At 41.0% G+C, this 12,587-nt stretch carries 11 protein-coding genes; all 11 read right to left on the bottom strand.

Annotated elements, in window-relative coordinates:
• Positions 1–184 precede the first annotated feature (184 nt).
• On the bottom strand, positions 185–1,228 hold the full coding sequence (gene recA / locus MHB66_RS08330; protein ID WP_034281901.1) for a recombinase RecA: 1,044 nt from the start codon (positions 1,226–1,228) through the stop codon (positions 185–187).
• Positions 1,229–1,405: 177 nt separating this feature from the next.
• On the bottom strand, positions 1,406–2,656 hold the full coding sequence (locus tag MHB66_RS08325; RefSeq protein WP_046311024.1) for a competence/damage-inducible protein A: 1,251 nt from the start codon (positions 2,654–2,656) through the stop codon (positions 1,406–1,408).
• 16 nt (positions 2,657–2,672) lie between these two features.
• The gene (gene pgsA, locus MHB66_RS08320) at positions 2,673–3,254 is read right to left on the bottom strand and encodes a CDP-diacylglycerol--glycerol-3-phosphate 3-phosphatidyltransferase (protein WP_046311022.1); all 582 of its coding nucleotides are present in this window, start codon (positions 3,252–3,254) and stop codon (positions 2,673–2,675) included.
• Positions 3,255–3,327: 73 nt separating this feature from the next.
• Entirely contained in the window at positions 3,328–4,227 is a 900-nt protein-coding gene (locus MHB66_RS08315) for a helix-turn-helix domain-containing protein (protein WP_046311020.1), read from the bottom strand.
• 23 nt (positions 4,228–4,250) lie between these two features.
• On the bottom strand, positions 4,251–5,042 hold the full coding sequence (locus MHB66_RS08310) for a DUF3388 domain-containing protein (RefSeq protein WP_003211480.1): 792 nt from the start codon (positions 5,040–5,042) through the stop codon (positions 4,251–4,253).
• 131 nt (positions 5,043–5,173) lie between these two features.
• A complete protein-coding gene (locus MHB66_RS08305; protein WP_041109118.1) occupies positions 5,174–5,431 on the bottom strand; it encodes a DUF3243 domain-containing protein in 258 nt (85 codons plus the stop codon).
• Positions 5,432–5,504: 73 nt separating this feature from the next.
• Positions 5,505–6,236, bottom strand: a complete 732-nt coding sequence (locus tag MHB66_RS08300) for an SDR family oxidoreductase (RefSeq protein ID WP_046311018.1) — start codon at positions 6,234–6,236, stop codon at positions 5,505–5,507.
• Between the two features lie 28 nt (positions 6,237–6,264).
• Positions 6,265–9,384, bottom strand: a complete 3,120-nt coding sequence (locus MHB66_RS08295) for an MMPL family transporter (RefSeq protein ID WP_046311016.1) — start codon at positions 9,382–9,384, stop codon at positions 6,265–6,267.
• Positions 9,362–9,838, bottom strand: a complete 477-nt coding sequence (locus MHB66_RS08290; protein ID WP_046311014.1) for a MarR family transcriptional regulator — start codon at positions 9,836–9,838, stop codon at positions 9,362–9,364. The genes MHB66_RS08295 and MHB66_RS08290 overlap by 23 nt, the downstream gene beginning before the upstream one ends.
• Before the next feature lie 151 nt (positions 9,839–9,989).
• Positions 9,990–11,282: a pitrilysin family protein gene (locus MHB66_RS08285; RefSeq protein ID WP_025092606.1), complete on the bottom strand. Its 1,293-nt coding sequence runs from the start codon at positions 11,280–11,282 to the stop codon at positions 9,990–9,992.
• On the bottom strand, positions 11,279–12,559 hold the full coding sequence (locus MHB66_RS08280; RefSeq protein ID WP_034281889.1) for a pitrilysin family protein: 1,281 nt from the start codon (positions 12,557–12,559) through the stop codon (positions 11,279–11,281). Before MHB66_RS08280 ends, MHB66_RS08285 begins: the two co-directional genes overlap by 4 nt.
• Between the last annotated feature and the right edge of the window lie 28 nt (positions 12,560–12,587).

The following is a 12,587-nucleotide window of genomic DNA, read 5'->3' as shown; positions in this document are numbered from 1 at the left end:
AATTAGTTATCAATCATGTTAAGAAAAACAAGTGATACATTCCCATTGTAATTGTGTCGGAAATACTTGTCAAGCTAGTCAGACTGAGGCGTAAGTCGTTATTTCAAGCAAAGACAGAACTTTTGACCTGCCAGCTGTCATGTAAATGTAAAAAAAAGACGCTTTTCAGCGTCTTTTAGTCTTTTTAGTCATTAAACTCCAATTCTTCTTGTCCTTCTTCTTCAGCTGCTTTCACTCCGTTTGTATCCAAACCGTAGTGTTCGCGAATTTGCTCCTGGATCATCAGCATGATATCTTTATTTTCTTTTAGGAACTGTTTCGCATTTTCACGGCCTTGTCCAAGACGTTCCTCTTGGTAAGAATACCAGGCACCGCTCTTTTGTACGATATCCAGCTCGCTTCCAAGGTCGATGATTTCTCCCTCTTTTGAGATCCCTTCACCGTACATAATATCTACTTCGGCAATACGGAATGGAGGTGCTACTTTGTTTTTGACCACTTTAATTCTCGTTTTATTCCCCATAATGTCATTGCCTTGTTTCAGCTGTTCAGCACGGCGCACTTCTAAACGAACAGACGAATAGAACTTCAGCGCACGTCCACCAGGCGTTGTTTCAGGGTTACCAAACATGACACCAACTTTTTCACGAATTTGGTTGATAAAGATGGCAATTGTTTTTGATTTGTTGATGGCACCTGATAGTTTACGGAGCGCTTGGGACATCAAACGTGCTTGAAGACCAACGTGTGAATCACCCATGTCTCCTTCAATCTCTGCTTTTGGTACAAGAGCAGCTACAGAGTCAATAACAACAATATCAACTGCCCCGCTTCGGACAAGAGCTTCTGCAATTTCAAGTGCTTGCTCTCCTGTATCCGGCTGAGAAAGTAACAGTTCATCAATGTTGACACCTAGTTTTTGAGCGTAAACTGGATCGAGTGCATGCTCTGCATCAATAAATGCAGCTTGTCCTCCCTGCTGCTGAACTTCAGCAATGGCATGAAGGGCTACTGTCGTTTTACCAGAACTCTCTGGACCATATACTTCGATAATACGGCCGCGGGGATATCCGCCTATTCCAAGCGCAGTATCAAGTGCTAACGAACCACTAGGTACTGTTGAAATACGTGTATCTGTTTGCTCTCCTAGTTTCATAATAGAGCCTTTACCAAACTGTTTTTCTATTTGTTTAAGAGCCATATCTAAGGCTGCTTGACGATCACTCATTCTATTGTTTCCTCCTTTATCAATTCCACTATCTATACTATACCTTGTTTTACGTCATTTGCCAAGAAAAAAACGAACACATATTCGATTTTTTCTTGGCAGATTTTTTAAGAAAAGAGTATTTTCTATTAGAAAAAACGCTCTTTTATAAAGGAGTAAACCTAACAAAAAACAAAATTAACTCTCTTTTAATAAGTTGAGTAAGTGATGCAGACCATATTTCACAGCACGCTTTCGAATGCCCGACCGGCTGCCTGTAAACATCCATTCAAACACGTCCGTCTGGTCTTTCGTAGATAGTCCAATGAACACTTTTCCAACAGGCTGACCCTCTTGGGTATCAGGTCCTGCTACACCCGTAAAGCTAATGCCAATATCACTTCCGGTCAGCTTTCTAACTCCTTCAGCAAGCTCTAAAGCACACTCTTTGCTGACAGCACCATGGGAAGACAATGTTTCCTCCCGGCAGCCAAGTACCTGCTGCTTGACTTGGTTTGTATAACAAACCACGCTTCCGTTCAAAATGGATGATGCTCCTTCGAGATCTGTCAGCCATTCGGAGAACATTCCGCCAGTCAGGCTTTCTGCTGCTGCTACTGTTTTTCCGTGCTCGTGCAAGGCTTTGGATGCTTCGCGGACAAGTGATGTATCCCCATATCCGTAGAAGTACTCACCTACCCGTGCCAAAATTTGCGCTTCTGTTTCTTTTAACAGACGCTCTGTTTCTTTTTCATCCTCATGCTTAGCAGTCAGCCTTAGCGTCACTTCACCGTCAGATGCGAGTGGTGCAATTGTCGGATTCGTTTGAGCGTCAATTAAATCTTCTAGGTCTGTTTCAAGCTGCGATTCACCGATTCCGAAGAAGCGCAGAACAACAGACACGATCTTTTCCTTTAAGCCAAGCTTCTCAGAAATCAGCGGCTTTGCCTCGTTTTCAAACATCGGGTGCAGTTCACTTGGCGGTCCAGGAAGAAGCATATAAAACGTATCGTCTTCTTGAACAAACATACCTGGGGCCATCCCGAAACGGTTCACGAGCACATCAGATCCTTCTAGAACGAGTGCCTGCTTACGGTTGTTTGGTGACATATCACGGCCGGTCTTTCGAAAGTAGTCTTGAATTGATTCAAATGCTTCTTCATTTAGTATAAGCTCTTTACCAAGCGTGCTCGCAATCGTTTCTTTTGTTAAGTCATCTTTGGTTGGTCCAAGACCACCAGAGAAGATAATAAAATTAGATCTTTCCTGCGCCACCTGAATGGCCTGTTTTAAACGCTCTGGATTGTCACCAACTGCTGTATGGTAATAAACATTCACACCAATTTCAGCTAGTTGTTTGCTGATGAATTGTGCATTCGTATTCGTAATTTGCCCTAACAATAGTTCGGAACCGACTGCAATAATTTCTGCTTTTCTCTCTGACTTCAAAGCGTACACGTCCTTTTTAGTTAGAATTCTTTAAAGCTTCCCAGTTTTTCGCAAAGTAATCCCAGCCTGAGACAACAGTGAAGAACACCGCTACCCACATCGCTAGATCACCAAACGGGAATGATACAAGTTCAAACGGCAGGTTATGCAGTAAAAGTGCTGAAATCGCAATGATTTGCGCCCATGTCTTCACTTTTCCAAGCATATTCGCCGCCACCACTTCACCGCCTCCGGCTAAAACAAGCCTTAGACCTGTTACAGCAAATTCACGGCTAATGATCACAATCGCCATCCATGCCGGTGTGAGGTCGTATTGAACAAGTATAATTAAAGCAGCTGAAACAAGCAATTTATCTGCAAGCGGATCTAAAAATTTACCAAAATTCGTCACCAAATTAAGCTTACGTGCGTAGTATCCATCAATCCAGTCCGTTGTTGAAGCGACGATAAACAGGATCGCTCCAACAAGGTGCGTCACTTCGATGCTGACGTCGCCAAAGCGCGCAACACCCCAATCTAACGGTGCAAGCATAATGATCATAAAAACAGGGATCAAGGCGATCCTAGAAAGGGTTATTTTATTCGGTAAGTTAAACATGAAATCCAATCCTCCAATAATGCAATTTTTTATGTATATAATAGTAGGAACAAAAGAAAAGTCATCTACTTGCTTAAGATGACTTTTCCTTTCCTTTATTCACAATCACAATGTTTTGTGTCATGGTGTTCTTAGGGTCTAATTCGTACTTAAGTGTCTCGTCATTTACCTTGATATTAATTCCAGACGCATTGCCTAGACGGATATCGACCTGAGAAAGATCAGACAGGTCTGTTTTAAACGATTCGCCATCTTTTAGTTCACCCATCTTCAGCACTTTTCCAGATTCGTCTCTTACGCGCAGCCATGAAGCTTGCGAGGCAGAAATTTTTAACTCCATTTCGTCTGCACCTGATACTTCATACGTTGTTGTCGAGCCTTCTGTATTCGTCGCCTTTAAAGATACAGTTTCATCGTCTTTTGATGAATCATCTTTTTTAGATGATTTTTCTTTATCATCTGACGAAGTTTTTTCTTTTTTCTTTTGATCTTTTGCAAGAGATGAATCCTCAGATACTTCATATTTAGATTCTGATTGCTGAGGGGCCGCCTGATTATTCTTCTGTCCGCTATCATGATTGACCGCCTGCACGATCACATAAATGATGGCGATGACCACAATGATGCCTCCAATAATTAAAATTGTCGGCAATAGTTCAAGCACTTTCGAGGCAGGCTTTGGCAGCTCTCTTTGCGGCTTAATATTCGATAATTTATCAGATACTTCATCGTTATACGTGCTTGGAACATCTTTACGAAATTCTTCGAACAATTGTTCAGGATTCAGTCCAACGGCTTCGGCATATTGTTTAATAAACGCTCTGACGTAAAATTTACCTGGAATAATATCATAGTTTCCTTGTTCGATTGCTAGCAAATAGCGCTTTTGGATCTTGGTAGCCGCCATCAGATCCTCCAGCGACATCCCTTTTTCCTCTCTGGCCTCAACGAGCCGTTTTCCCAATTCAGTCAAAACAAACACCTACCATTACCATATTAAAAATCGAAGCCGGAAAAACCAGAATGATCAAACACTTGTGGTTCTTCAGCGTGTTCATATGTAATCTCTTCGTCTGCGCTATTCCGCAATTCAATGATATAGTCGAAATCATCCATTGTATATTCTGAATTTTGAATAAAGATGTCTGGATGCTCGACCACCTTCGTTGCCGGCAGTCTCATAATTTCCCTTAAAAGCTGCAAATGCTTCTCAGAACCTCTTCTTGTCGACACAATCCCATCAATAATAAAGACGTTATCTGGGCTGTATTCATCTGCGATCAGCTGACTTCGGATCGTCTGTTTCAAAAGAGTTGATGATACAAACAGCCATCTCTTGCTTGCACAAACACTTGAAGCCACAATTGATTCTGTTTTTCCGACACGCGGCATTCCGCGAATCCCAATCAATTTATGTCCTTCTTTTTTAAAGAGTTCAGCCATAAAATCAACAAGAAGACCGAGCTCGTCTCTTTCAAAACGGAACGTCTTTTTGTCATCCGCATCACGCTGTATGTATCTTCCATGACGAACAGCTAAGCGGTCACGAAGCTTCGGCTGTCTTAATTTCGTTACTTTTATCGTTTCCATTGTATTTAAAATTGATTCAAGGCGCTTAATTTGATCTGTGTGGTCACAGCGTAAAAGCATTCCGCGTCTTGATACATCAACACCATTGATTGTCACAATATTAATTGAAAGCATCCCCATTAGAGAAGAAATGTCTCCTAAAAGTCCGGGACGGTTTACCTGTATCTCATATTCAAAATACCATTCGAGCTTTGCCAAATGATATTACCCCCTTCATTGTGGCAAATTTTTACCTTCCTTTATCATAAAGCATTTTCACATTTTTAGAAAGCACAATGTTGTGAAACGGTTAAAATAAAAAGAGAGGCACAAACGACCTCTCTTTTTGTTTAGTGCGAGCTATTATTTTCAACCAGCTTGACCATCATATTTGCAATGGCACGCTGCTCATCTTCTGATGCAACGCTCCAAAGGTCAGCAAGTACTCTTTCCTGCTCGTTCTTTGCCTCAACTTCGTTAGCTAGATATCCGCCAATTTCATACGCAAGGTTATTGATGGTCTCACCTTCTAAACCTTTATCCTGCGCATGATTTAAGCGATCACCTAAAAAGTTTTTCCAATGGTCCCAGTTCTCAAGTACAGACATGTCGATTCCTCCATTCGAAAAGATGAATTACAGCCATAGCTTTTGTCATGGAGAGACGAATTATACACGTTTTTTAACAGTACCAGCCGCCATTGACAGATAAAATTTGACCTGTGATATAACTTGACTGTTTTGAGGCGAGAAACCAAATGACATCTGCAACCTCCTCAGGGGATGCAAGCCGGCCAAGCGGAATTTCTTCTTCCAGCATTGTGATGTCTTCCTGCGTAAAACGATTCATCATGTCAGTTTTGACAGCACCTGGCGAGACAGCATTTGCTCTAATTCCACTTGGAGCAAGCTCTTTTGCTAATCCTTTTATAAATGCATTTTGCGCACCTTTGACCATGCTGTACAGCACTTCACACGATGCTCCCGTTTCTCCCCATATCGAGCTGACCGCAATGATATGGCCTGCTTTCTTTTGAATCATGGCAGGTAAAAGGGATTGGGTAAGCTCATATGGACTTGTGACATGAAGCTGCACCATACTGGCTAATACGTCTTTTTCTGTGTCTGTCACCAATCCGATATGGCTCCTGCCGCTATTTAAAACAAGAATATCTGGAAAGAGCGGCAGACGGCTGACAAGCTCATCTGCTCCGCCCGTTTTAGATAAATCTGCTTGAACGACATGCGTTTGAATGGAATATACCTCATCCAAATGAGCGGCGAGGCGCACAGCTGCCTGTTCATTTTTATAATAATGGAGCATCACATGGCAGCCTTCTTGGGCAAGCTTTTTGGCAGCTGCCTGCCCAATCCCGCCACTGGCACCTGTTATCAGCGCCCAACGACTCGTCACATTGATTCCTTCTTTCTATATAGAATACCTATTCTTTTCGTTTAAATGGGAACCAGTTGGCTGATCCGAACAATTTCACCATCACAGGTACGAATAATGGTAGCACAACGAGTGCGTACAGTAAAAGTCCTGTGAGGACAAGTGTTGCAATCTGCAGGAGAGACAGCACACCGGATGGAAGCATTGCGGCAAATGTTCCTGCCAAAATAACAGCAGCAGACATAATGACAGATCCCATATTTTTCATTGATTCAGTCATGGCAAACTGGATGTCTTTTGTTTTATATTCATTGAACCGCTCCATTAAGAAAATCGAATAATCGACTCCGAGCGCCATTAATATGACAAATCCAAAGAATGGCACAGCCCAGTTAATGCCTGGATACCCGAAGAAATGGGTGAAAATAAATTCAGTTACACCGATTGCGGTAAAGTAAGTCAATATGAGTGAACCTACCAAGTAAAGCGGCATGACAAGCGAACGGAACAAAATCACCAAAATAAGGAAAATACCAATCATCATGTAAAGAACTGTCTTATTGAAATCTTGGTCTGACAGCTGTTTTAGATCAGCGTTCATACTTGATACACCTGAGACGCCAAATGACGCATCTTTTAGGTTTGTTTCAGGAAGTGCCCGCTCGACAGAAGCTTCCACTTGTTTAATTATCGACAAGGCGTCATTTCCATATGGATTTTTCTCTAAAATGACATCAATTTTTGTCATCTTGCGATCATCTGACATGTATGAATCAAATACTTGCTTGAATGCTTTATTTTTTAAGACGTCTTTTGGAATAAACCAGCCGGCCATGTCTTGATCTGGTGCATTTTTCAGTTCATCTAAGTAGTCACCTGCACCCATTAAGCCGCTTGAAATTTTCTCCAGTCCATTTACACTTTTGTTCAGGCCGTCTGTTAGCTTGGTTAGATCATCTCCAAAGCCGCCAATCTTTTCTTTCATTTGCTTTTGGCCATTCATGATGTCGCCCGCTCCATTTGCAAGCTTTGGCATATTATCAGCTAATTGTCCTTGACCTTTAGACGTTTGATCCAGTCCATTTTCAACTGCATCTAAGCCAGCAATGAGTTCATCGATTTGATTCGTCAAGACTTTTTGCTGCTCTGAAGCTTTTGCGATAAAGGCATCAGCCGCTTCAAGCTGCTTTCTAGCTTCTTTCGCTTGTTTGGCATAGCTGTCTGCCTGTTTCGCCCCTTCTTGCAAGGTCGCAGAAAGTTCACTGTATGAAGCTTTAATCGCTTGATACGATTGATTTTCTTTTACCTGCGGGATTTGCTTTTCAAGGGTACTAAATTGTGTATTTGCTTGTTTGATTAACGTTTTTACATCTGCTGCGGCAGAGGATGACGTATCCACTTGCGCTAATGCCGCCTTTAATTCTTTGGAAATGCTTTTATACAGTGAGACTTGCTGATTCACTTGTGCGACTTGAGCCATTAATTCCTTTTTTGCACCTTTGATTTCATCTTTAATGGCTGCTACACCTTTTTTATTTTGGTCGATGCCGTTTTGCAATTTTCTTAAGGATTTTTCAACATTTTGAATCCCTGTTTGCACAGATTCTGTACCAGAAATCAATTTGTTAATGCCTTTTCCTGATGATTTGATTTGCGGCGTTTGATCCTCAATGGATTGACTCATTGTCGTCAGTGCATCTTGGATGTTTTTCAAGCCTTCATTGCTTTTATCAAGTCCTGTGTTCAGTTCTTTGGCTTGTGATTTTACGTACAGATCACTCAGCCCTTTACCGACAGGACGAGTGGCACTTCTGACTTTGCTGACGCCATCTGTTTGTTCAATTGCACGGCTGAGTTTTTCAATGGCAATCAGCCCTTCATTGTTGTCTAAAAGGTCAGATGATTTCACAACCACTGTTGCCGGAAGTGCTTCACCCGGTCCAAACTTATCAGAAATGGTATTGAATGCGTTAACCGATTCGTATTTATTACCAATTTCATCTAAGCTGTTATAAGAAAGAGTTCCTTTATACATGAGAATTGGCGGAAGCGTAATGATTCCTACAATTAATAAACTGAAAAGCGGTTTCTTAAATGAAAAACGGCCTGCTGTTTCCCACATTTTTGACTGCGGGTGGGCAATATCGCCTTTAATCGGCCAAAATAACACCTTTCCTAAAACTGCCATAAAGAACGGCACAATCGTGAGAAGAGCCACAATGAGCACAGCAACCCCAACTGCTACTGCTACTGCTGATTTATAAAGCTGGAATTGTGCCAAGCCAATACATGTAAAACCGATCAGAACCGCAATTCCGCTGAATAAGACGGTCTTTCCTGCTGTTTTATACGTAATCAGAATCGCCTCAATTTTATCTTTACCGTGTGCGATCTCTTCCTTAAAACGGCTGAGAAGCAGTATGCAGTAGTCCGTTCCAATTCCAAACATGATCGCGACCATAAAGATCTGAGTAAAGGTCGAGAGCGGAAAGTCTACATATTTCACTAAATAAGCTACGATTGATTGACTCACCAAGTAAGACAGTGCCACTGCGACTAACGGAACGAAAGGCGCCACAGCTGACCGAAAGACAAGAATAAGGACAACGAGAATAAACCCAATCGTAATGAATTCTGTTTTCTTCAGGCCTTCCTGCGAACTTGTAATAACATCATCATCAATTAACGGCTGCCCTGTCATTTCAAATTTCAGATTTAAGCTTTTCAGCTTTTCATTGACTCTTTCTTTAAAATCGGACGCTTTGATTTTGTTTGAGTCGTATGTAACTGGAACAAGGAGTGTCGTTTGATCTTTAGAGAGCATTTGTTTTTTGATATCTTTATTGGCTTCAAAGTAAGAAGTAATGTCCTCTATGTGGAGATCTTGATCCTTTTCTAAAATATCCATTGCCTTTTTTAAAGATGTTTCTCTTTCTTTCACAATGTTCTTTTCTTGAAAGACAATGACGATTGATTTTTCTGTATCGCCGTTTTCAGACATTTTCTTTAATAACTGATTGGCATATGAGGACGGATAGCCGTCTGGTACAGAAATTTGCCCCTTTTCTTTTGTTAATTGCGCCATATTAGGAGCGGTGATGAGTAACACTGCCGCTAATACGACCCACAGGATCGTGATCAGCCATCTACCCTTTATGATTGCTCTCATTAGAACTTTGTGCCTCCTCTTCGATGATCACTTGATAGATCTTTTCATATGTTTGAATAAATGATTCCATTTCTTTTTCTTCAAGCTTTTCAAAATAAGACCGAACTAAGTCTTGAAGCTGCTTTTCCATTCGGCTGACCACTTCTTTGCCCTCTGGCGTGACGTACAGGTGAACATTCCTTCTGTCAGCTTGATCATGTTCACGAAAAATATAGTTTTTCGTAAAAAGACGGTTGGTCATGGATGTTACAGCACTTTTGTTTACATTACATACATAAGCAAGGTCCGTAGATGTACACCCTGGATGTAAATTGATGTATCGAAGCGAGTAATATTGATCAAGTGTCAGCTCTTTATCAAGCTTTTCGGTGATCATACTCGAGACTTTTTTCTCCATCCAGAGATAGACATCTGCATACCTCTGGATGAGCTGGGCAATTTTATTTTGTTCCATACGCTGCTCCTTTTTAGTTTAAGTGTTTAACTATTAAAGAGTTTAACTAATATCCAAAACAAATGTCAATGAATATCCTCGTAAATAAAGCGGCTTTTTCAATGAACATAAAAAAGACAAACTCTGCCGATATGAGTTTGTCTTTTTAAATTTATTTTGTTTTTGGGACGACTTTGAAAACAGACATCCGTTCTTCATCAATTTCTTCATCTAAAATTTGCTGAATATCAGCTAATTGAATTTGTTCCAGCATTGTGACGACATCAAATAAGCTCATGTCTAAGAATGCATATCGAGTAAATTGGTTCGCGATGTATTCTGGAGAATTCATGGCTTTTAAAAAGCTGCCGATTTTTTTCTTGCGTGCAAGCTCAATTTTCTCTTCTGTCATGAGGCTTTTTGCTTGAAGAAGGGTTTCTTTTAATACTTTTGCGAGTTGATCAGGATCATTTGTATCCCCTCCAACTGAAGTGAAGCCAAAACCGCCTTCTTCGGTATAATCGTAGCTGAATGTTTCATCAATTAAGCCCTTTTCATACATCTGTTCATATTGTAAGGAGCTTTTGCCAAACAGCGTCTCTAAAATGAGATTCATCCCAAGCTCATGCTTTAGCAGCTGATTTCCTTTTTTATGCGGATTCTTTGTTTTCAAACCGAACATACATTTAGAGCCTTGTACGTTCATTGGAAGTTCGTATTCTTTCCGGTATACACCTTCAGGCTCATTGATGTCTTTTCGTTTGATCTCCGGCTGGTCTGTAAATGGCTTTTTCGCCTGATTCGCTCTGACTTGATCTAAAATTTGCTTCGGATCAACAGGACCGACAACGAATAGAAGCATATTGCTCGGGTGATAGAACGTTTCATAGCATTCATATAAATGATCTTTTGTAATAGGGGCAATGCTCTCTACTGTTCCAGCAATATCTATTCTCACAGGATGCTCTTGATATAAATTTTCAATCAGACCAAAGAATAAACGCCAGTCCGGATTGTCATCATACATGTTAATCTCTTGACCAATGATGCCCTTTTCTTTTTCGACTGTTTTTTCAGTAAAATAAGGCTCTTGAACAAAATCAATGAGTGTCTCAAGGTTTTGTTCGACATTTGAAGTGCTTGAGAACAAATAAGCCGTTCTTGTAAACGTTGTAAAAGCGTTTGCGGATGCTCCTTGTTTACTAAAAGTATGAAACACATCTCCATCTTCTTTTTCAAACAGCTTATGCTCTAAGAAATGGGCAATTCCATCAGGCACTCGAATCATGTCTTCTTTTCCAAGCGGCACAAATTCGTTATCGACAGAGCCATATTTTGTTGTAAAGGTCGCATAGGTTTTGTTAAACCCTTGCTTTGGCAGCACATAGACGTCAAGTCCGCTTTCCATTTTTTCGTGATAGACCGTTTCTTGCAGCTGATCGAATTGAATTGTTTTCACTGTCATGAAGCACCCTCCGTTCCTTTAAGAAAATAGGTCGTATCCCATTCGATTTTCTGACCCACTTTGATGATGTCCTCTTTTGTCACTCGGTCTAATGCTTCTAAAAAGGAATCAAGGGTTTCCCCAGTTGGCACAACGGCATGCTGATACAAATATTCTGCTGTTCCATAAGACGTATCGATCGTTTCAAGCAGCTGGTTTTTGACGACTGCTTTTGTTTGATCAATTGCTTCATCTGAAAAATCACCTTTTTGCATCGCTTCAAATTGTTCTTTGATGATGTCCACTGCCTGCTGGTAGTTGCCGACTTCAATTCCTGACATCACCATCATCAAGCCTTTAAAGCTCTCAAGTCTAGACACAGCATAGTACGCAAGACTTGCTTTTTCCCGAACATTAATGAAAAGCTTAGAATGCGAGAAACCGCCGAATATGCCATTAAACAAATGCAGTGCCGGATAATCTTTATCTGCAATCGTTGTATGTGTGCGAAAGCCGATATTCAGCTTGCCTTGTTTCACGTCCTCTTCATCAATGACTTCTTTTGGTTCATTTTGAGGTCTTGCTGATTCAGTCTGCTTTTTGACTGGTTCTCTTTCACTTGTTTTAAAGTACTGGGAGACCATTCGGCTGATGTCTTCTTCGTCAACATCTCCGACAACATAAAGATCAAGCTGGTTTGATTGAAGCGCATGCTCATAAGCTTCAAAGAGCGAGTGAGCTGTGATGGCGTCAATGTCTTCCATTTCACCATTGACGTGCAGTGCATATGGTTCTCCTTTACACATTTCCTGCACGAGTCTTAAGTTCGAATAACGCATTTTGTCATCATAAACTGCCTGAATTCGCTGTTTTAAAGTGCGTTTTTCTTGATCCACATATAATTGACTAAACACCCCATCTTCAACATACGGGTGGAATAATAGGTCGGATAGTAAGGAAATCCCTTTTTCTAGTAAAGGAGTTTGATCCTTTAAATATTTTTCATTCGCCATTTCTAGGCGGAAGGTAATGATGTGATTCTCACCTTTTTTTGCCATGTCTGCCGAAACGGTTGCTCCATAGAGCTCATCAAAATAGGCACGCAGTGCGCCTGTTTTGGGCATCTTTTCTGTTCCTCTTAACAGCACATGCGGGAAAAGAGAACGCATGGTGACGTCATCTTTGGATAGCGGTGCAAGCATTTTAAAAAGGATTGTCACGGTTTTGAATTTTTCTGTTTTGACAATATGAGTATGAAGACCGGGTGTGTCCAGTGTCTTCTCTTGTAAGTACGTCATGAGAAACCTCCTTTGTTCATCCTATTTA

The organism is Bacillus sp. FSL L8-0167 (genome assembly GCF_038630295.1).
GTDB lineage: Bacteria > Bacillota > Bacilli > Bacillales > Bacillaceae > Bacillus > Bacillus safensis.
The sequence above is the reverse complement of the archived record's forward strand: the minus strand, read 5'-3'. Positions and strand labels throughout refer to the sequence as shown.

Coding starts and splice junctions, on each gene's coding strand:
- MHB66_RS08290 (WP_046311014.1), bottom strand. CDS start 9,838: ATGGAACAAAATAAAATTGCCCAGCTCATCCAGAGGTATGCAGATGTC.
- MHB66_RS08305 (WP_041109118.1), bottom strand. CDS start 5,431: ATGTCTGTACTTGAGAACTGGGACCATTGGAAAAACTTTTTAGGTGAT.
- pgsA (WP_046311022.1), bottom strand. CDS start 3,254: ATGTTTAACTTACCGAATAAAATAACCCTTTCTAGGATCGCCTTGATC.
- MHB66_RS08295 (WP_046311016.1), bottom strand. CDS start 9,384: ATGAGAGCAATCATAAAGGGTAGATGGCTGATCACGATCCTGTGGGTC.
- recA (WP_034281901.1), bottom strand. CDS start 1,228: ATGAGTGATCGTCAAGCAGCCTTAGATATGGCTCTTAAACAAATAGAA.
- MHB66_RS08280 (WP_034281889.1), bottom strand. CDS start 12,559: ATGACGTACTTACAAGAGAAGACACTGGACACACCCGGTCTTCATACT.
- MHB66_RS08285 (WP_025092606.1), bottom strand. CDS start 11,282: ATGACAGTGAAAACAATTCAATTCGATCAGCTGCAAGAAACGGTCTAT.